The 19,374-nt window shown below is 52.6% G+C and carries 25 protein-coding genes; 23 read left to right on the plus strand and 2 right to left on the minus strand.

What is annotated here, in order from left to right; translation table 11 throughout:
* The first annotated feature begins 2 nt into the window (after positions 1–2).
* From rpsF to A4Z71_RS00035, 7 genes are all read left to right on the plus strand, one after another.
* The gene (rpsF, locus tag A4Z71_RS00005) at positions 3–407 is read left to right on the plus strand and encodes a 30S ribosomal protein S6 (RefSeq protein ID WP_084028346.1); all 405 of its coding nucleotides are present in this window, start codon (positions 3–5) and stop codon (positions 405–407) included.
* A 6-nt stretch (positions 408–413) separates the two neighbouring features.
* The gene (ssb, locus tag A4Z71_RS00010; RefSeq protein WP_070953966.1) at positions 414–902 is read left to right on the plus strand and encodes a single-stranded DNA-binding protein; all 489 of its coding nucleotides are present in this window, start codon (positions 414–416) and stop codon (positions 900–902) included.
* A gap of 28 nt (positions 903–930) precedes the next feature.
* Positions 931–1,188, plus strand: a complete 258-nt coding sequence (gene rpsR, locus A4Z71_RS00015) for a 30S ribosomal protein S18 (protein ID WP_070953967.1) — start codon at positions 931–933, stop codon at positions 1,186–1,188.
* 11 nt (positions 1,189–1,199) lie between these two features.
* Positions 1,200–1,652 carry a 50S ribosomal protein L9 gene (gene rplI / locus A4Z71_RS00020; protein ID WP_070953968.1) on the plus strand — a complete coding sequence of 151 codons (453 nt, stop codon included), beginning with the start codon at positions 1,200–1,202 and terminating at the stop codon, positions 1,650–1,652.
* A gap of 457 nt (positions 1,653–2,109) precedes the next feature.
* The gene (gene dnaB / locus A4Z71_RS00025) at positions 2,110–3,465 is read left to right on the plus strand and encodes a replicative DNA helicase (protein WP_070953969.1); all 1,356 of its coding nucleotides are present in this window, start codon (positions 2,110–2,112) and stop codon (positions 3,463–3,465) included.
* Between the two features lie 4 nt (positions 3,466–3,469).
* Positions 3,470–3,967: a DUF308 domain-containing protein gene (locus A4Z71_RS00030; RefSeq protein WP_070953970.1), complete on the plus strand. Its 498-nt coding sequence runs from the start codon at positions 3,470–3,472 to the stop codon at positions 3,965–3,967.
* Positions 3,968–3,996: 29 nt separating this feature from the next.
* The gene (locus tag A4Z71_RS00035; RefSeq protein ID WP_070953971.1) at positions 3,997–4,227 is read left to right on the plus strand and encodes a hypothetical protein; all 231 of its coding nucleotides are present in this window, start codon (positions 3,997–3,999) and stop codon (positions 4,225–4,227) included.
* Between the two features lie 90 nt (positions 4,228–4,317).
* On the opposite strand, the gene purB is transcribed toward A4Z71_RS00035, so the two are convergent.
* The gene (gene purB, locus A4Z71_RS00040; protein ID WP_070953972.1) at positions 4,318–5,703 is read right to left on the minus strand and encodes an adenylosuccinate lyase; all 1,386 of its coding nucleotides are present in this window, start codon (positions 5,701–5,703) and stop codon (positions 4,318–4,320) included.
* A 79-nt stretch (positions 5,704–5,782) separates the two neighbouring features.
* Between purB and A4Z71_RS07065 the strand changes: the two genes are divergently transcribed.
* Together A4Z71_RS07065 and A4Z71_RS00045 are read left to right on the plus strand one after the other, a co-directional pair.
* Positions 5,783–5,953, plus strand: a complete 171-nt coding sequence (locus A4Z71_RS07065; protein ID WP_158512757.1) for a hypothetical protein — start codon at positions 5,783–5,785, stop codon at positions 5,951–5,953.
* Positions 5,941–7,050, plus strand: coding sequence for a lipase family protein (locus A4Z71_RS00045; RefSeq protein ID WP_070953973.1), 1,110 nt, complete (start codon positions 5,941–5,943; stop codon positions 7,048–7,050). Before A4Z71_RS07065 ends, A4Z71_RS00045 begins: the two co-directional genes overlap by 13 nt.
* A gap of 40 nt (positions 7,051–7,090) precedes the next feature.
* On the opposite strand, the gene A4Z71_RS00050 is transcribed toward A4Z71_RS00045, so the two are convergent.
* Complete coding sequence (locus tag A4Z71_RS00050; RefSeq protein ID WP_070953974.1) at positions 7,091–7,516, minus strand: phage holin family protein; 426 nt, start codon at positions 7,514–7,516, stop codon at positions 7,091–7,093.
* Positions 7,517–7,554: 38 nt separating this feature from the next.
* Between A4Z71_RS00050 and A4Z71_RS00055 the strand changes: the two genes are divergently transcribed.
* The 14 genes from A4Z71_RS00055 to A4Z71_RS00120 all read left to right on the plus strand — a co-directional run bounded on the left by A4Z71_RS00055 (position 7,555) and on the right by A4Z71_RS00120 (position 19,345).
* Positions 7,555–8,679 carry a thiamine pyrophosphate-dependent dehydrogenase E1 component subunit alpha gene (locus tag A4Z71_RS00055; protein WP_070953975.1) on the plus strand — a complete coding sequence of 375 codons (1,125 nt, stop codon included), beginning with the start codon at positions 7,555–7,557 and terminating at the stop codon, positions 8,677–8,679.
* Positions 8,679–9,662 carry an alpha-ketoacid dehydrogenase subunit beta gene (locus A4Z71_RS00060; RefSeq protein WP_202816207.1) on the plus strand — a complete coding sequence of 328 codons (984 nt, stop codon included), beginning with the start codon at positions 8,679–8,681 and terminating at the stop codon, positions 9,660–9,662. The genes A4Z71_RS00055 and A4Z71_RS00060 overlap by 1 nt, the downstream gene beginning before the upstream one ends.
* 8 nt (positions 9,663–9,670) lie before the next feature.
* Positions 9,671–11,065 carry a dihydrolipoamide acetyltransferase family protein gene (locus A4Z71_RS00065; RefSeq protein WP_070953976.1) on the plus strand — a complete coding sequence of 465 codons (1,395 nt, stop codon included), beginning with the start codon at positions 9,671–9,673 and terminating at the stop codon, positions 11,063–11,065.
* A gap of 43 nt (positions 11,066–11,108) precedes the next feature.
* On the plus strand, positions 11,109–11,993 hold the full coding sequence (locus A4Z71_RS00070; protein ID WP_070953977.1) for a metal ABC transporter solute-binding protein, Zn/Mn family: 885 nt from the start codon (positions 11,109–11,111) through the stop codon (positions 11,991–11,993).
* Positions 11,990–12,790 carry a metal ABC transporter ATP-binding protein gene (locus tag A4Z71_RS00075; RefSeq protein WP_070953978.1) on the plus strand — a complete coding sequence of 267 codons (801 nt, stop codon included), beginning with the start codon at positions 11,990–11,992 and terminating at the stop codon, positions 12,788–12,790. Before A4Z71_RS00070 ends, A4Z71_RS00075 begins: the two co-directional genes overlap by 4 nt.
* Positions 12,790–13,608 carry a metal ABC transporter permease gene (locus tag A4Z71_RS00080; RefSeq protein WP_070953979.1) on the plus strand — a complete coding sequence of 273 codons (819 nt, stop codon included), beginning with the start codon at positions 12,790–12,792 and terminating at the stop codon, positions 13,606–13,608. The genes A4Z71_RS00075 and A4Z71_RS00080 overlap by 1 nt, the downstream gene beginning before the upstream one ends.
* The gene (locus tag A4Z71_RS00085) at positions 13,605–14,057 is read left to right on the plus strand and encodes a Fur family transcriptional regulator (RefSeq protein WP_236858532.1); all 453 of its coding nucleotides are present in this window, start codon (positions 13,605–13,607) and stop codon (positions 14,055–14,057) included. The genes A4Z71_RS00080 and A4Z71_RS00085 overlap by 4 nt, the downstream gene beginning before the upstream one ends.
* A 122-nt stretch (positions 14,058–14,179) precedes the next feature.
* Entirely contained in the window at positions 14,180–14,416 is a 237-nt protein-coding gene (gene rpmB, locus A4Z71_RS00090; RefSeq protein ID WP_070953980.1) for a 50S ribosomal protein L28, read from the plus strand.
* 11 nt (positions 14,417–14,427) lie between these two features.
* On the plus strand, positions 14,428–14,598 hold the full coding sequence (gene rpmG, locus A4Z71_RS00095; RefSeq protein WP_070953981.1) for a 50S ribosomal protein L33: 171 nt from the start codon (positions 14,428–14,430) through the stop codon (positions 14,596–14,598).
* Positions 14,599–14,602: 4 nt separating this feature from the next.
* Positions 14,603–14,908, plus strand: a complete 306-nt coding sequence (rpsN, locus tag A4Z71_RS00100) for a 30S ribosomal protein S14 (protein WP_070953982.1) — start codon at positions 14,603–14,605, stop codon at positions 14,906–14,908.
* Between the two features lie 225 nt (positions 14,909–15,133).
* Positions 15,134–15,412, plus strand: a complete 279-nt coding sequence (locus A4Z71_RS00105) for an HU family DNA-binding protein (RefSeq protein ID WP_070953983.1) — start codon at positions 15,134–15,136, stop codon at positions 15,410–15,412.
* 104 nt (positions 15,413–15,516) lie between these two features.
* Positions 15,517–15,969: a methyltransferase family protein gene (locus A4Z71_RS00110; protein WP_070953984.1), complete on the plus strand. Its 453-nt coding sequence runs from the start codon at positions 15,517–15,519 to the stop codon at positions 15,967–15,969.
* The gene (locus tag A4Z71_RS00115) at positions 15,966–17,978 is read left to right on the plus strand and encodes a bifunctional copper resistance protein CopD/cytochrome c oxidase assembly protein (protein ID WP_236858534.1); all 2,013 of its coding nucleotides are present in this window, start codon (positions 15,966–15,968) and stop codon (positions 17,976–17,978) included. The genes A4Z71_RS00110 and A4Z71_RS00115 overlap by 4 nt, the downstream gene beginning before the upstream one ends.
* Positions 17,978–19,345 (plus strand): ATP-dependent DNA helicase, encoded by a 1,368-nt coding sequence (locus tag A4Z71_RS00120; RefSeq protein ID WP_070953985.1) that lies wholly within the window; start codon positions 17,978–17,980, stop codon positions 19,343–19,345. Before A4Z71_RS00115 ends, A4Z71_RS00120 begins: the two co-directional genes overlap by 1 nt.
* Positions 19,346–19,374 lie beyond the last annotated feature (29 nt).

Raw genomic sequence — 19,374 nt, forward strand, 5'->3', positions numbered from 1 at the left:
TTATGCATAAGTACGAGCTCATGGTGATCCTCGACCCATCGATCGAAGAACGCACCGTTGCTCCATCCCTAGACAAATTCCTCAACGTAATCCGCAATGCCAACGGCACTGTAGACAACGTTGACATCTGGGGCCGTCGCCGTTTGGCATACGAGATCAACAAGAAGACTGAAGGCATCTACGCCGTAGTCAACATGAACGCTTCATCTGAGGCTGTTGTTGAGCTTGACCGCCAGCTACGACTTTCGGAAGCTGTAATGCGCACCAAGATTCTGCGCGCAGACGAAGCAGTGGTAAACATTAAGCCGGTTGAGGTTCCTGAGGTTTCTGCTGAAGAAGCTGCCGCCGACAAGGCTGAAGCTAAAAAGGCTCCTGCCAAGAAGCCAGCCGCCAAGAAGGCCGAGTAACAACTCATGGCTGGGGATGTCAATGTCACGATTGTCGGCAATCTAGCTGACGATCCAGAATTGCGCTACACCCAAGGTGGCGTCGCGGTGGTTAGCGTTCGAGTTGGTTCAACTCCTCGCACCTTCAACCGCCAGACCAACGCATGGGAAGATGGCGAAACCGTTTGGGTTCGCTGCACCGCTTGGCGTGAGCTTGCTGAGAATGTTGCTCAGTCGCTTACTAAAGGCACCCGCGTTTTGGTTACCGGACGCCTAAAGGCACCATCTGCTTACACCTCAGCTCAGGGCGAAGCTCGCGCATCGCTTGAGCTTGAAATTGACGAAATCGGCCCATCGTTGCGTTACGCAACTACAGCCGTTAGCCGTCGCGCTCGTGAGGGAGCAGCAGTGACCAGCGACCCTTGGGCTGATGCACCAGCAACTAAGGCAAAAGCCGCCGCTGAAGACAACTGGGTCAACCCAGGTGCCGCAGCGGGCGACGACACCCCGTTCTAAATCTTTCGAAAGTTAACAAGGAGAAATCATGGCTGCAAAGTCAGACACTCGTCGCAAGCCAAACCGCAACGCAAAAAACGCGAAGCTTGCGCCAGTTAAGGCAATCAAAGTCGGCGTCATCGACTACAAAGACGTCGCAACCCTACGTAAATTCGTTTCAGACCGCGGCAAGATCCGCGCTCGTCGTATCACCGGTGTTTCTGTCCAGGAACAGCGCCTCATTGCCCGTGCCGTAAAGAACGCTCGCGAAATGGCTCTAATGCCATACGCAGGCGCTGGCCGCTAAGGAGAAATCAAATGTCAAAGCTAATTCTGACCAATGAGGTCTCGGGCCTAGGTTCTGCTGGCGACGTCGTTGAGGTAAAGAACGGTTACGCACGTAACTACCTAATCCCTCGAGGCTTTGCTGTTATCTGGACCAAGGGTGGCGAAAAGCAGGTTGAGTCAATCAAGACTGCTCGTGACGCCCGTGCCCTAGCTTCTGTTGAAGAAGCACAAGAGTTAAAGAACAAGCTCGAAGAGAAGGCAATTCGTCTAGCTGTCAAGGCTGGCGTTGGTGGCCGTCTATTCGGTGCTGTAAAGACCGCTGATGTCGTGGCCGCTGCAGCTGCTGCCGGCCTAGGTGAACTAGACAAGCGCAAGGTTGCTTTCGTGGCACCTATCCGTTCAACCGGAGACCACGCTGCGACTGTTCGTCTGCACGACAACATCGTTGCTACCTTGAAACTTCAGGTAGTCAACAAGAAGTAACACCTTTGTCGAAAAGGCCGCCTTCGGGCGGCCTTTTTGCTTTAAGGTCGATTCCTAGCACTGGTCAACCCACCTCAATCAATTGAGTGCAGAGCGCAGCTGGGGTGAACTGGAGATGAACGGACGATAACTACTCAGGGGCTGTGGATAACCTGTGGAAAACGCACTTTTGTGCGGTTAACCGAAGGGCTAAATCAAACCTTCAGGGCTTAGTTTAGGGTTCCAAAAACTAAGTTATCCACAAGGCTTAATGGCCCGTATTTACTGGCTTTTATAGTTTTTATTCACAATTTATCCACAAGTTTTCCACAGCAATTCACAAGTACCACTGGCGTGTCTTTGAGTTATCCACAACACTTTCCACAGGTCAATTCACAGCCCGGTTTGCCACCCGACTGTCTGTGGTGTTTGCTAGAACAGATTCGAGAGAAATCTTGATGCAATCCAAGGAGTCCAGATGTCGCTAGTCGCCGTATCGCCAATCGATCCCAGTCGCGGCAACGAGCGCATGCTTCCTCACGATGATTTAGCCGAACAAAGTGCATTGGGTGGCATGCTGCTCTCTACCGAGGCTGTTGCCGAGGTTCAAGAAGAAGTTCGAGGCGTCGATTTTTATTCGCCAAAGCACGAAATCATTTACGACGCGATTCTCACACTCTTTGCCAAAGGCGAGCCGACCGACGTAATCACGGTAACCGACGAACTAACCAAGTCGGGCAATCTTGCAAAAGCTGGCGGTGCCGACTACCTGCACACCCTTACGGCAATCGTGCCAACCGCGGCCAACGCATCCTTTTACGCAAAAATTGTTGCCGAAAAAGCCACCCTGCGTCGCCTGGTTGAAGTTGGCACTCGCATTGCCCAGCTTGGCTATGCCAATGAGGGCGAAGTCGAAGACCTGGTTAATCAAGCCCAAAGCGATGTTTACGCGGTTACTCGCGGGGCAATGAGCGAAGACTATGTCGCCCTAAACGACAGCATCGAAGCAGCCATCCACGAAATCGAAGCTGCGGTCAAGCGCGGCGGCGACATGGTCGGTGTGCCAACCGGGTTCACCGACCTCGACGAACTTACTCACGGGTTACACGGTGGCCAGTTGGTAATCGTCGCGGCTCGTCCAGCGGTTGGTAAATCAACCCTGGCCCTAGATTTTGCCCGGCACGCGGCAATCAAAGCCAATAAGGCAACTATTTTCTTCTCGCTTGAAATGGGCCGCGCCGAAATTGCCATGCGCATGCTTTCAGCCGAGGCACAAATTCCGCTGCAAAGTTTGCGTAAGGGCAACTTGCAAGACTCCGACTGGGCCAAACTGGCCGCCACCCGCGGTCAGATCAACGATGCTCCGCTATTCATCGACGACTCACCAAACATGACCCTCGTTGAAATTCGAGCTAAGTGCCGACGCTTGGCTCAGCGCATCGATCTAAAAATGGTGGTTATCGACTACCTACAGCTGATGACCTCGGGCAAAAAAGTTGAATCTCGACAGCAAGAAGTTTCAGAATTTTCGCGTGCGCTCAAGCTTTTGGCAAAAGAACTCAACGTTCCGGTCATTGCCATTTCACAGTTAAACCGTCAAGCCGAGCAAACCAAAGACAAAAAACCAGAAATTTCGCATCTTCGAGAGTCGGGCTCGCTTGAACAAGACGCCGATGTGGTTATTTTGCTGCACCGCGAGGCAATCGGCGAAAAAGATCACCCGAGAGCTGCAGAGGCCGACATCATTTTGGCTAAGCAACGAAACGGACCAACCGGAACCATCACTGTGGCGTTCCAAGGGCATTATTCGCGCTTCATGAATATGAAAAACTAGTCCGGTGAAAATCGGTCAGTTTTTGAGAGCCCTAGTCGCCCTTGGCGTTGGCATCTTTATTACCTTTAGCCAAGACCACAGTGCGGCCCTTGGGTTGATTGCAATCGTCATCTTCTCGTTGGCAACTGCGGCGGTTACCACCGTTGAGGCCTTCGCCATCAAGGGTTCGGCAAAAATCGAGACAATTCCGGCAATTGTTTTGGGAATTGTCATAGGCTCACTAGGTTTGATGGTCACTGAAAACCAAACCCAAGCTTTTGTGCTGCTTGTCGCCGCCTGGGGAATTCTGGCCGGGTCTTTTGAGCTATACCAAGCAAGAAGTGTCGGGCTCAAAACTCAAAATGGTCGCGATTACCTAATTTCGGCAGTTTTCAGTTTGGTGCTGGGCGCCCTGTTCATCATCAACCCGCTCGATATCGTCTCGATGGTTGGTTTCTTCGGGGCATTTGCCGTGATGTCAGGGGTTCACCTTGGCATCGCTGCATTCACTCCTGGCAAATAAAAATTCAACAATCCGATTAGGCTGCAAACATGGCTAAAAAAGCTACCCCAAAAGAGTCCAAGCGCGTTCGCTCATATCTAGTGTTGTCGGCAGTTGCCGCGGCCTTTGTCGCAATCATTGTTTACGGCGGAATTCGAGAAATTTCGCAGACCCTCATCTGGGCCGGCCTAACCTTTGTGATTTCTCTGGTTGGTATTGCCACCCTAGATCTGTCGATCAAAGACGATAAAGAAGACCCAAATCAGCCGCGGCTAAAGTAGCGCTGAATTCAGCCTTACCAATAGCGTTAGTGCGTTCGGCCCAGCCAAAAGTACCGGCTCAATCAGCCTCGGCAACCCATCCGTTGTGGGCTAATTAATTCTTTTTGCTAGCTCGCTCGCCAAGCCGACGTAGGTGTGTGGGCGCAGTGCCAGCAGGCGATCTTTTGCCGCTTGACCAATTTCAAGCTGATTTACAAAAGCAACCATGTCTTCGCCGCTTAGTCGTTTGCCGCGAGTCAATTCTTTGAGCAGAGCGTATGGGTCGCTGATGTTTGAACGGCCGGCGGCAACCTCTGCGCGGATAACCGTCTGAATGGCCTCGCCCAAAATCTCCCAGTTGTCGCTTAGGTCGGCGCTCAGAACGCTCTCACTCAGATCAATCTCGGCTAGACCGCGAGTTACGTTATCGATGGCCAGTAGCGAATGCCCAAAACCAAGGCCGATGTTGCGCTGAGACGACGAGTCGGTCAGGTCTCGCTGCAAACGGCTGGTAATCAAGGTTGAAGCCAAGCTGTTCAAAATTGCGTTGGAAAGTTCAAGGTTTGATTCGGCATTTTCGAATCGGATCGGGTTGATCTTGTGGGGCATGGTCGACGAGCCGGTTGCTCCAGCTACCGGAATCTGTTTGAAGTATGCCAGCGAGATGTAGGTCCAGATGTCGGTGCAGAGGTTGTGCAAGATTGCGTTGAAGTGAGCTACCGCGGAATAGAGCTCGGCCTGCCAGTCGTGAGATTCGATCTGGGTGGTGAGCGGGTTCCAGGTTAGGCCCAGCGAGGTTACAAAATCTTCAGACTCTTTCGGCCAGTTCAACAGTGGCGCGGCGACCACATGTGCCGAGAAGGTTCCCGTCGCGCCAGAGAATTTACCTAGGTATTCGGTGGCTTTGATTCGCTTAATTTGGCGCTCTAGGCGGTGTACAAAAACCGCTAATTCTTTGCCCATTGTGGTTGGTGTTGCCGGCTGCCCGTGGGTTCTAGAAAGCATGGCCGAATCGGCATATTTTGCCGCCAGTTCGCGAAGTTTGGTTAGCAGCACGGTCACCTTAGGCAACCAAACGTTTTCGATGGCATCGCGCACGGTAATCGCATAGCTCAAGTTGTTGATGTCTTCGCTGGTGCAGGCAAAGTGAGTAAGTTCGAGCAAATCGTTGCGACCAAGTTCGCTTAGCTTGGCACGAATGAAATACTCGACAGCTTTAACGTCGTGCTTGGTGGTGGCTTCGGTCTTCGCCAGCTCGGCTACATCCGCGTCGCTGAAATTAGTTACGATGGCGCGCAACTTAGCGGCCTCAACCTCGCTAATCGGGGTGTTCGTGCCCAGCAAATCACGGTTAGCTAGGTGAATTAGCCACTCAATTTCAACTTGGATGCGGGCACGGTTTAAACCGGCTTCGCTTAGGTAATTACCTAAGTCGGCGACCGCAGCGCGGTAGCGGCCATCGAGGGGAGAAAGAGGTTGCACCGAAAGATTACTCACCGCTCCATATTGCCCTAACTTATGCACAGATTGTCGGCTTTTTGCTTTTGCCACAAGGCCAACAGCGCAACCTAGTCACATGAATTCAGTTGACTTAGGCATTCAGCAGGCCATCACCCACCTGCATTTGGCAGTGCCCGACCCACTGCTTTGGTCTGGTGCTGCTGCCAGCAGTTGCGCGCAAGCACTCGAGCGGCTCTGTCAAGAATTGCAATCGCTCCAAATTCGGCTGAACCAATGGGCGCTCTAGATGTCTACGGCGGCTCGGCAAAAGTGGTGGCCACCCTGGCAGAAATAAACCGGGTTTCGTGGCAACTGATGTTGGCCGATCAGGCACTCGCCGAACAGCTTGACTGGTCAGATTATCTAGATCAACCAATCAGTCGAATCGGCCTCGCGCTTGAAGCCCCAGAAATTAGGCGAAAAATTTCTGAACTGCAAACCGCCTGCCTAGCCGCAAGCGAAAGCTATTTTTCGACCGAGGCACAAAATCTGGCCGAATTTGAAAACCTTTTTGCGCTCAGCGCCCCGGTTGCGGCAACTGCGGTGCTGGTGGCCGCCAACCTGGCGGGGTTTTTGCAAGATAAAGCAGTCGTTGTCGATTTACCCAAATTACAAAACACCCGGCCAGTTGCGCCGAACAGCATCGAGGTTTTTGCAAAAAACCTGCGACAAACTGAAAGCTTTGGGTTGTCCCACATCCGAATCGATAGCTTCAACCACGCTGCCGGCAAAATACACGTGGTTTATGTCCCCGGCACACAAACCATCAACCTACTGCCAGGCAAAAACCCACTCGATGTCGGTTCTAATCTGCGCGCGATGGCACATCCGGGCTTTGCCGCAAGCGAGCGGGCCATCAGCCAGGCTTTGACAACCGCGGTCAAGCCGAGCGAACGCGTAATTTTTGTCGGTCACTCTCAAGGTGGGCTTATTGCCGCCAATTTAGCCAGCAAAAGCCAGCATTTTCGAACCGTCGGATTAGTGACTTTCGGTTCACCGATTGCGCAGTTGGCCAATTCGCTGCAGACGCCGACAATTGCGGTTGAACACAAAAATGATCCGGTGCCCAAACTTAGTTTGCGACCTAATCCAAATCACGAAAACTGGGTAACTGTGCAACGCGAGCACCGATTTGATGCCAACGATTCGGTCAACGACTTGGTTGAGGTGCACGCTATGAACAGTTATCAACAAACCGCTTCGCAAATCGATACCTGGCAACTTAGCGACGATCAGGCAAGTGAAAGTGGGTTGGCCAGGCTAAAAAACCAAGTTTTAGAACAGGTCTCGTCAGCCGAACAGGGCGAATCTAGGTACTTCAAACTTCAGCAGCAAACCGATTAGCCAGCTCAGAGACTAGCCACCGACAGTTGCAGCAAACCGATTACAGAATTCGAACAGCCTTGAATACCGCGCGAGTTACGAAGGCAGTAATGCTCATCACAATCGAGCCCAAGACTGCCCAGCCAAGTGAGGCAATTTCGAGACCTTCGGTGGTTAGCCCGTAAATCGTCAAGACATCGTTTGCCCAAAGGCTAGACAACCAGGCAACAAAAACTAGCAGCGCACCGTTGATCAAGAAAGAAATCAGGCCAAAAGTAAGGATGTAGAGCGGAAACGCCAAAACCTTGATGACCGGTGCAATAATCGCGTTGACCAGACCGAATACGGCTCCGACCAGCAAAAACGAGCCAATCGTCGCCCAAATATCGGTTCCGCCATACGGCTGAAGCTTGATGGCTGGGATGCACAGGGTGGTTACCCAGAGGCCAATTGCATTGATAACAGTTCCAACTAGAAAACGAATCATGTTTAGATTGTGCCACCCAAGCAAGTAATCTGGTTCAGATGAGTCTTGAAGAACATGCAAATGTGCCTACCGTGCAATTGCTCTCTCCCGAGGGCGAATATGGCGTGCCCAAGCAATTTGCTGAATATGCTCAATTTATCGAGCAGCTAACCGAGGCCGACTTTCTAAAGTTTTACCGCGATATGTCGCGCATGCGTCGTTTTGATGCCGAAGCTACCGCGCTTCAACGCCAGGGTCAGTTGGGCCTTTGGATTCCGGCCATCGGTCAAGAGGCCGCACAAATTGGCTCTGGTTACGCGGTCGGTAACAACGACCACATTTTCCCCAGCTATCGCGAACACGGCGTAGCCATCACTCACGGAATTGACCTGCTGTCGATTTTGAAAATGCTGCGCGGTGTAAACCACGGTGGCTGGAACCCAGATGAAACTCGCTTCCACCTGTATGCGATTGTGCTTGGTACTCAAGTTGTGCACGCCACCGGTTATGCCATGGGCGTCGCTTTTGACGGCAATGTTGCCACCGGCAATCCCGAGCAAGACCAAGCCGTAATCACCTATCTCGGTGATGGCGCAACCGCTGAAGGTGAAGTATCCGAGTCGCTACTTTTCGCGGCCATCAACAATTCCCCGCTGGTCTTTTTCATCCAAAACAACCAGTGGGCAATTTCATCCCGAACCAGTGCCCAAACTAGAGTTCCGCTGTATCAGCGCGGCGCTGGCTTTGGTGTGCCCGGTATTCGCATCGACGGCAACGACGTGTTGGCTGCCTATGCAGTCACAAAAAAACACATGGATGACGCCCGCAACGGCGCCGGACCGGCGCTAATCGAGGCACTCACCTATCGAATTGGCGCACACACCACCTCTGATGACCCAACCAAATATCGCGACCAGGCCGAAGTTGACTACTGGGCTGCTCGCGATCCGCTGATTAGGCTCGAACGATTTTTGCGTCGTCAGGGCATTGGCCAAGATTTCTTTGATGAGTGTGCCCAGGCTGGTGAATTGCTTTCAACTGAAATTCGCGAGCAAATTTTCTCGATGCCGAATCCGCCAATTGAGAACATGTTCAAATACGTTTATTCAGAATCGCATCCGCTGATTGAAGAGCAATTGGCCTGGCTAGAGCAGTACGAAGCCGGCTTCGAAGGAGGTCACTGATGACCAACTTTGTTGAGATGTCAATTGCCAAGGCAATCACCGCTGGTTTGCGAAAGGCTATGCAAGACGACCCAAAGGTTCTGGTTTTTGGTGAAGACGTAGCCGAGTTGGGTGGCGTGTTCCGCGTGACTGAGGGCTTGCACGCTGAGTTTGGCGATAAACGTGTTTTCAACTCGCCCATTGCTGAGGCTGGAATTGTAGGAACCGCTATCGGTTTGGCCATGCGTGGCTACCGCCCGGTTGCCGAAATCCAGTTTGACGGCTTTATTTTTCCAGCTTTCAACCAGATCACCACCCAGCTGGCCAAAATGCAAAACCGCGCTGAAGGCCACACCAAAATGCCGGTGGTAATCCGCGTTCCATACGGTGGCGGTATCGGTGCCGTAGAACACCACAGCGAAAGCCCCGAGGGTTATTTTGCCCGCACTGCCGGTCTACGTGTGATTAGCCCGAGCACACCAAACGACGCCTACTGGATGATTCAGCAGGCCATCGCTTCAACTGACCCGGTCATGTTCTTTGAGCCAAAGCGCCGCTACTGGCAAAAAGGCCCGGTCAACCTAGACGCACCACCTTCGGGCATGCACTCGGCTCGAGTGTTGCGCGAGGGCAGTCAGGTAACCGTTGCCGCTTATGGGCCAATGATTCAGGTGGCTATGCAGGCTGCAGAAATCGCTGCTGCCGAGGGAACTTCGCTTGAGGTAATCGACATCCGCTCGATGTCGCCGATTGATTTCGCCGCAATAGTTGAGTCGGTCAAAAAAACCGGCCGCCTAATCGTGGCTCACGAAGACAGCACTTTTATTTCGGTTAGTTCCGAAATCGCCGCCAAAGTTGCTGAATTGGCGTTCTTCCACCTTGAGGCCCCGGTGCTTCGCGTCGGCGGTTTCGATGTTCCTTATCCGGCAGCAAAACTGGAAGAGAAGTTTCTGCCTGACGCCGACCGCATTCTCGAAGCAGTAGACCGCTCGCTGGCCTATTAGGAAATCTGATGACACAAATTGCTTACTTCAATCTGCCAGATGTTGGCGAAGGCCTAACCGAAGCCGAAATCATTTCGTGGAAGGTGAAGCCGGGAGACACCGTGTCGGTCAACCAGGTGATTGTTGAAATCGAGACTGCTAAATCGCTAGTTGAGTTGCCCTGTCCTTTTGCCGGCGAGGTTGCTGAATTGTTGGCAAAAGAGGGCGACACCGTTGAGGTTGGCAAGCCAATTATTTCGGCGATGGTAGCCGATGGTGCAGTTGGTGTGGTTTCGACCAACACTCAAGCCATTCCGCTGATCAACCCAGAGGCCGCTGCCGCTCACGACATCATCGCCGATGCTGCTGCCAAGGTTGTTACCGAAGAAAAAAATGTGACCCTGGTCGGTTATGGAGTACCGCACGGTCAAGCTGCTTCTCGCCGCCAGCGCCGCGGGCCAGTTGTTCCCACCACGGCTGCAGTAGCCGCCGCCGCAGCTGAATTGCCAGTGGCACACAACCCAGCCAGTGAATTGCCAATTGCCACCCCTGATTTGCCGCATGAGCCGGTAGTAGCCAAGCCCCCGGTTCGCAAATTGGCCCGTGATCTAAATGTGGACATCAGCACGGTTCGCGGTTCAGGAATTGGCGGCGAAATTACTCGCGAAGATATTTTGGCCGGCGCAACCCAGGCCAGTGTTTTCCGGAACCTAACCACGCCTGAGGCACCGAAAGAGCGCGAAGAGCGCATCCCGGTTAAGGGTGTTCGCAAAGCGATCGCCAGCGCCATGGTTAAGTCGGCTTTCACTGCACCGCACGTCAGCATTTTTGTCGACGTCGATGCCACCCGCACCATGGAATATGTGAAGCGTTTGAAAAACTCGACCGACTTCGCCGGGGTAAAGGTTACACCGCTGCTAATTATGGCTAAGGCCATGATTTGGGCTGTGCGCCGAAACCCAACCGTGAACTCCACCTGGACCGATGAAGAAATCATCGTGCACAACTATGTGAACTTCGGCATTGCCGCGGCTACCCCGCGCGGCCTGATTGTGCCCAACATCAAAGACGCCGACAAAATGTCAATGCTCGAGTTGGCCAAGTCAATTGAGCAGCTGGCGGTAACGGCCCGCGAGGGTAAAACATCTCCGCAAGAAATGTCGAACGGAACAATCACGCTCACCAACATCGGTGTTTTCGGCGTTGATACCGGAACCCCGATTTTGAATCCTGGCGAGGTTGGCATCGTCGCTCTCGGATCAATTCGACCAAAACCTTGGGTGGTCAACAACGAAATCGTGGTTCGACAAATCACCACTATCGGTGCCACCTTTGACCACCGAGTTGTTGACGGCGACGTGGCCTCACGCTTCGTGCAAGATGTGGCTTCGGTGATTGAAGAGCCGGCACTGCTGCTCGACTAAAAATTATTGACAACGATTATCAATAACATTTAGACTCAACGGCATGAAGTTTCGTGCCGCAGTTTCCGCAGCAATTGCACTAGTTGGCGTCCTGGTTTTGAGCGGCTGTTCCCCGACTGCACCCGAAAGTGAAAAGCCACAGGTAGTGGCATCGTTGTCGGTTTGGGGAAATCTGGCTACCTACATCGGCGGCGACAAGATTGACGTGACCAACCTAATTAACAGTTCCAGTCAAGATCCGCATTCCTATGAGGCATCTGCCCGTGACCAGCTGGCGCTGAGCAAAGCAGATCTTGTCCTTGCCAACGGTGGCGGATTCGATCCGTTCATCGACCAGTTATTGGCAGCCAGCGACAAGAAACCAAACCTACTCAAGGTTGAAAACTTGGCTTTGGCAATCGACTTTGCCAGCAATGAGCATGCTTGGTACAGCCTGCCCACGGTGCAAATTGTGGCAACTGAAATTGCTGCCGAACTTAAAAAAATTGACTCGGCTAACGCCGAGTTCTATCAGGCCGGCCTCGATTCGGTGATGACCGAACTGGCCGCAACCGCCACCAAAGCCGCCACACTGGCCGAACAAACTAGCGGAAAAACCGCAATCACCACCGAACCGCTGGTCGACTACCTGCTCACCGATCTTGGTATTACCTCAAAAACACCGACTTCATTTGCCGAGGCAATCGAAGAAGAACGTGACGCTAGCGTGGCTGATTTAGAAGCAGTCGCCGCCCTTATTCGTGATCGCCAAGTAGACATGCTGGTAGTGAACTCAAGCACGGTCACCGGGCAAATTGAGTACCTGGTCGGCGAAGCCGAAAAAGCAGATATCCCGGTTTTTGAATTTGCTGAGTTGCCAGAACAGGGAGAAAGCTACTCGAGCTGGTTAGATTTCTACATTGAAACTATGGATGCTTATTTCGAGTGACGAAACCGGTTCTAAAAATTACCAACGCCACTTTGGCGTTTGGCGAGCGTACCCTGTGGAGTGATCTGAATCTCTCGGTCGACCCGGGTGAATTTATCGCCGTGATCGGCTCAAACGGGTCGGGTAAAAGTTCGTTGCTAAAGGCCATTTTGGGTCAACAAGAACTAGATCAGGGCACCATCGAAATTGCAGGTCACCAAAAAGGTCACGGCTGCACCGAGATCGGCTACATTCCGCAGCATCGGGGAAACGACGGTTCGGTGCCGGTGCGTGCAAAAGAACTAATTCGCTTTGGGCTCGACGGACACAAATTTGGTTTTAGCTGGCCGTCGCCAAGCAAGCGAAAAAAAATCACTGAAGTGCTGCGGGCGGTAAACGCCGAAAGTTATGCCAATAAACCTATTGGTCAACTTAGCGGTGGCGAACTTCAGCGAGTGCGGGTGGGACAGGCTGTCATTTCAAACCCGCAACTCATTTTGGCGGACGAACCGCTTAGCGCTCTGGATCTGCAGCAGCAGAAAGCAATCGCTGAATTGCTCGATGCCAAGCGGCGTGAACAAAACGCTGCAGTTCTTTTCGTAACCCACGACGTGAATCCAATCCTGTCAATGGTTGATCGAGTGCTCTATCTGGCAAATGGAAAATTCAAAATCGGGGCCCCGGATGAAGTTCTACGCAGTTCGGTCTTGAGCGAGCTTTACGGAACACCGGTTGATGTGGTTAGAAATCAAGGTCGAATTGCTGTCATGGGCGTTCAAGATCACCACCATCACGGCGATGACGAGGTCTGGAACTGATGAACCTATTCGACTTCAGCGACTACGACCAGCTCATCCCGCTGGTTTCAAATTCACTTATCGCCGGCGCCTTGCTGGGTTTGATCGGTGGATTAATCGGCATCTTTGTAATGAATCGAGACATGTCGTTTGCCGTTCACGGCATTAGCGAACTTAGTTTTGCCGGTGCCGCCATTGCATTGTTGATTGGCTTCGATGTGGTGACCGGTTCGGTGGTGGGCTCATTACTTGCCGCAGCAATCATCGGGGTTTTGGGGGCCAAGGCTAAAGAGCGAAATTCGATTGTCGCCGTTCTGATGCCGGCCGGTTTGGGCTTGGGCATTTTGGCACTAGCGCTATACGAGGGCAGAGCTGCAAACAAATTTGGTCTACTCACCGGTCAGATTGTTGCGGTAGATAATCCTCAGCTTGGTGGCCTAGCCGCAATTGCAGTTACGGTGTTGCTTGCCCTGGCTCTGGTTTGGCGACCATTAACCTTCGCCAGCCTTGATCCCGAAGTAGCGGCCGGTCGAGGTGTGCCAATCAAGGCCCTGTCATTTTTGTTTATGGTTTTGCTTGGATTGTCGGTGGCAGCCGGTGTCCAAATCGTTGGCGCCCTGCTGGTGATGAGTCTTTTAGTTACTCCGGCGGCTGCCGCACTGAGACTGGGGCTTTCACCTTTAGCGACAGCAATTGCTGCAGTGGTCTTTGCTGAGGTTGCTGTGCTCGGCGGCATTCTGCTTGCCCTTGGCGCTGGCTTGCCAATCAGCCCCTATGTGACCACAATCTCATTTTTGATTTACGTTGTTGCGCGTGTGATTGAGCGGGTGAAAAAGTGAAAAAAATCGAAGCGGCTAACGCCGCTAATAATTCGGAGGTTGCGGCCAAACGCAACACCTGGCAAAAGGACGCTGTGAAACACGCACTCGGTGAGGCCACGGGTTTTGTTTCAGCCCAGCAACTGCATTTGGTTTTGCGCAATCACGGATCAACTATTGGTCTGGCAACCGTCTATCGGGCGCTCGCCGATCTAGCCGCCGCCGGAATTGCCGACTCACTTCAGGGTGATGGAGGCGAGGTTCTCTATCGAGCATGCGGTGAAGAGCATCACCATCACCTAATTTGCCGTGACTGCGGACTGACAAAAGAAATTGAGGCAGATAGGGTTGAAAGCTGGGCAGAAAAGGTAGCCAGCGAACATGGATTCGCCAATCCAAGCCACACAATCGACATTTTCGGCACCTGTTCGGCGTGTCAATCCCAAAAAATTCAATCTGGGGTTGCTTAAGGGCCACAATCTCGCCTAAACTTGAGCAGTTGTCGCTTTCAGCGACCAGACTTTACTAACAAGCCTTTTGACTCATGGGTTAATTCCAGGTCTGTTCGGCTTGCCTCTAATAAGGAGAAAAAATGGCAGCGTATTGCCAGGTGACTGAGACTCGCCCACAGTTTGGGCACGCAGTCTCACACGCTCAGAACAAGACCAAGCGTCGCTTCAACCCGAACATTCAGAAGAAGACTTACTTTGTTCCTTCACTGAAGCGCAACGTAACCCTAAGCCTCTCGGCTCGCGGCATCAAAGTTATTGATGTTCGTGGCATCGAGGCAGTAGTTGCCGAGCTGCTTGCTCGTGGCGAGAAGATCTAAGGAGCTGCAGCATGGCAAAAAAAGATAAGGACATCCGTCCAATCATCAAGCTGAAGTCGACCGCCGGCACTGGTTTCACTTACGTGACCAAAAAGAACCGTCGCAACGACCCAGACCGTCTAGTGCTAAAGAAGTACGACCCAGTGGTTCGTCAGCACGTTGATTTCCGCGAGGAGCGCTAAGCACATGGCAAAGAAAAGCAAGATTGCTCGCAACGAGCAGCGCAAGGTTGTCGTAGAGCGCTACGCAGCAAAGCGCCTCGAGCTAAAGAAGGCTCTTGTCGACCCAAACTCAACTGACGAGCAGCGCGAAGCAGCACGTCTAGGCCTACAGAAGCTTCCTCGTAACGCATCGCCAGTTCGCGTTCGCGGCCGCGATGCAGTTGACGGCCGTCCTCGCGGTTACCTCGCGAAGTTCGGTGTTTCACGTGTTCGCTTCCGCAAGATGGCACACGACGGAGAGCTTCCAGGCATCACCAAGTCTTCTTGGTAAGCAAAATTCGTCACTGACGAATTACAAAAAGCTTCAAAAAAAACCACCGACCAAAACTTGGTCGGTGGTTTTTTCATGTCCCTAAGAGCGTATATCCGCGTAATTACGCGGAAAATAGTTGTAAACCGGGTTCAAGACACGCCGTCACAAAAGAATGACAAGTTTTTGATTCGTTGTAGTTTGAATCCGACACTACGTCAAACAACTACTGTCCAGGAGGACTAAATGTCTCTAAACAAGAGCGAACTAGTAGCAGCAGTTGCTGCACACACCGGCGAGTCACAGGCTGCAGTCAACCGCGTTGTTGACGCACTGTTTGAGACCATTGCTAAGGAAGTTGGCAAGGGTGGCAAGGTTACCATCCCAGGTTGGCTAACCGTAGACAAGGGCCACCGCAAGGCTCGTACCGGTCGCAACCCACAGACTGGTGCAACCATCCAGATCGCTGCTGCAAACACCGTAAAGGTTTCAGCAGGTTCAAAGCTAAAGGCTGCTGTTAAGTAAGTCTGATTCTTTAGTTAAGGCGTCCGCAATGCGGGCGCCTTTTCTTTTTCCTAAAACCTTTTCCCGAAAACTCGAAGGATGGTCGTTGCCGCTAGCCTTTTACTATGACCGAAAAATCGCGCGGCTATGTCTATGTTGCCATCCAGTTTCTGCTCATCGGGTTGATTGTGCTGATTCCGGCGGAGCAGCCGGCCGAGGTTTTTAGCTATGTCGGTGGCGTCTTGTTTATCGCACCGGGTCTCATCATTTTGTTTTTGGCGCTAAAAAATCTAGGTCGCTCACTGGATGCAAACCCGGTGCCTAAGCAAGATGGTGAACTAATTGAGACCGGGATGTATCGATACCTGAGGCACCCTATCTACACCGGCTTGTTGCTGGCAACCTTGGGCACCGTTATTCAATCGGCGAGCTGGTTCAAATTTTCACTTTGGGTGGCCTTGCTAGTTTTGCTTAATCTAAAAGCAGCCTTTGAAGAGCGGTTATTGGCGGCAAAATATCCTGGATACCGGGCGTACCAGAGCCGAACCGGGCGCTTCCTGCCTAGAATTGGCAAGTGAGCCGTAAACAAACTTTGAACCGCACCACCTTGGCAACTGCCTTGGTTTTACTGGGTGGTTTAGTAGCTCTAGTTTTCGGCCTGATCTATGGCGGTGCAGCAGCAGCCTACGAAATTGCAGACCCGGGTGATTTGGTGCGCTGGGGTGGGCCGATTGCCAAGTTTGTTCTGAATCTTTCGATGGCTATAACTGCCGGCGGTCTGGTTTTTGCGGCATATGTTTTGCCGGATAAATCGAAATCGCTAAATATTGCGCAAAATTTGAGCGCCTTCGGCGCTGTTACATGGGTGGCCGCCGGGGCACTCAACTTTCTTTTTACCTACCTAAACGTGACTGGATCGGCGCTCGCCTTTGACGAAACCTTTAGCCAGGGCCTGTGGTTATTCGCTACCGATATCGAACTTGGCATTGCCCTGGCGATAAATCTTGTTTTTGCAATGGCCATCGCGCTGCTAATTGTCATGTTTCGGTCACTGTCTGCGACGGCAATTTTGGCCGTCCTGTCTTTGGCTGGCCTAGTGCCTTTTGCCCTCATCGGGCATGCTGCCGGTACGGCCAATCACGGCCTAGCGGTGAACGCCCTGGGCATGCACCTGGTTGCCATCGTGATCTGGGTCGGTGGCTTGATTGCATTATTTGTGACTCGACCCGGAACCCCCGCTCAAGCCAGCGAATTTACCAAACGCTTTTCAACCTTGGCCCTAATAGCGTTCGCGCTGGTGCTCGTTTCTGGAGTTGCTTCGTCAATTGTTCGTCTCGATGGCAACTTGGATTTCTCAAATGCCTATGTTGTGCTGCTGGTGCTTAAAGTGGCAGTGCTGCTTTTGCTAGGCGTTTTTGGCGCCCTCTATCGACTTAGAATCATTGGCCAATTAGCTAATGGTGCCAACCGGATTCGCAGTTTTGCCAAACTGGCTGCGGTCGAACTTATTCTGATGGGCACAGCAATCGGCCTGGCCACCGCTCTAGCTAAAACCGCACCGCCGCTTTCTGAACAAAACTGGGATCAGCCAACACCCGCCGAACTTCTCACCGGCGAAAAATTGCCGCCTGAACTAACTCCAGACAAATTCCTCACCGCTTGGAAGATTGACCTGGCTTGGCTAGTAATTTGTGTTTTCGCTATTGGCCTATACCTGTACGGCGTTCGTCGATTGAAAAAGCGCGGCGACAGCTGGCATTTTTCGCGTACCGCATCCTGGGTCTTGGGCCACCTTGTTTTGATTTACGTGACCTCGGGCGCAATCAATGCTTACCAGGAGTACCTTTTCAGCATTCACATGATTGGCCACATGATTCTGGCCATGGGCATACCGGTGCTGCTGGTGGTCGGCGCCCCAATCACCCTGATTAGCCGTGCGGCTGCAAAACGACATGATGATTCTCGAGGCCTGCGCGAGTGGGCGCTTTGGGCGGTGCACACCAAATATGCTCAACTCATCTCTCATCCTTTGGTTGCCGCGGTACTTTTTGCTAGTTCGCTTGTCACCTTCTACTACACCCCGCTTTTTGCCTGGTCGACCAGCGACCACCTGGGTCACCAGTGGATGGTGGTGCACTTCCTAATTACCGGCTACCTCTTTGCTCAAGCACTGGTCGGTATCGATCCGGGACCAAACCGCTTGCCCTACGCGGCCCGATTACTACTGCTTATCGGCACCATGGCCTTCCACGCTTTCTTTGGGCTTTCATTGATGTCAGCCGAAGGGCTGTTGTTGCCCGAGTGGTACGGAGCGATGGGTCGAACCTGGGGAGATTCGCCACTGGTCGACCAGCAAAATGGCGGTGCCATCGCCTGGGGTATCGGCGAAATTCCTACCGCGCTGCTAACCGTGATCGTTTCGGTGCAGTGGTTCAAAGCAGATAAGCGCGAATCTACTCGCCTCGATCGAGCCAGTGATCGAACCGGCAACCAAGATCTAAACGAGTACAACGCGATGTTGGCTAAGTTGGCCGCCCGTGATGCCAGGGTTGCAGCAAAAGCACAGCAAAATCAGGAAGACCGCTGATGCAGGAGATCACACTCTCGGCTGAGCAGCAGGCGCTTTTCGAACACATCGAAGAATCGTCGAACAATATTTTTGTCACCGGTCGTGCCGGCACCGGCAAATCAACTTTGCTGACCTACCTGATCGAAAACACTGACAAAAAAGTGGCCGTCTGCGCACCCACCGGGGTTGCTGCGCTGAATGTCGGCGGCGTCACCATTCACTCGCTTTTCACATTTCCTTTCGGTTTGCTCGGTGAAGTTGATTTAGGCAAACACCTAAGTCGACGCACCCGTGAGATTTTGTCGACCATCGACATGCTGGTGATCGATGAAATTTCGATGGTCAGCGCCGACCTTATGGACGCAATCAGTCGCGCCATGGGTATTGCGCGCGGTAAACGCAAACTGCCATTCGGCGGTTGCCAGGTTGTGATGTTTGGCGACCCATATCAGTTGGCTCCGGTGCCGGGCAATGCTGAGGAGCGCGCCTACGTGGCCGAAAACTATCAGAGCTCTTGGTTTTTCGATGCTCACGTATGGCGCGAAGATTCTCTAGAACGCTATGAACTGAGTGAAATTTTCCGCCAGAGTGACGAACATTTCAAAGACATCTTGAACGCCATCCGTGATGGCAGCTGCAGCCAAGAAATGCTCGACTATTTGAATCAGTGCGGAAATCGTTTTCCCCCACACGACGATGTGATTCGTCTGGCAACCATCAATGACACGGTGAATTCGGTGAACCGTGCGCGAATGGCGAGGCTGCCATCCGAGGTTAAAAAATTTGATGCGGTTTACACCGCAGAGGATGAGCGCGCGTTTGGTCGCGCCTTGCCTGCCGACCCGGTGCTTGAGCTCAAAGTTGGCGCTCAGGTGATGTTCATCAAAAACGACGACACCAACATGAAGAAAAACTCGGATGGCCGCCCCATGAAACGTTGGGTTAACGGCACCATCGGACACGTGCTCGATTTTCCTAAAGGCGGCGGCGTTACCGTCGAGGTCGATGGCGAAACATTTGATGTGGGCCGTTCGATTTGGGAAAAGGTTCGCTACGAAATCGACGAAGAATTCGACGAGGCCACCGGCAAAGTAAAAGAGGTTTTAGTAACTGTTCCGCTTGCCGAGTTTCAGCAGATACCGCTGAAGTTGGCTTGGGCTGTTACAGTGCACAAATCGCAGGGGCAAACCTACGACGAAGTGGTTATCGATATGGGCCGTGGGGCATTTAGCCCAGGGCAGACTTACGTTGCGCTCAGCCGAGTGCGTTCGCTCGAGGGGCTTTACCTCACCCGAGCCATCACGATGCGCGACGTTTTGGTCGACCAAGATGTGGTGCGGTTTATGCAGGGCGCCAAGCAAATTGCTGCGGAGCGAATTTTCTAGTTACCTGCCAACGGTGAAGGTAATTACCG

Source organism: Candidatus Rhodoluna planktonica (assembly GCF_001854225.1).
Taxonomy (GTDB): Bacteria; Actinomycetota; Actinomycetes; order Actinomycetales; family Microbacteriaceae; genus Rhodoluna; species Rhodoluna planktonica.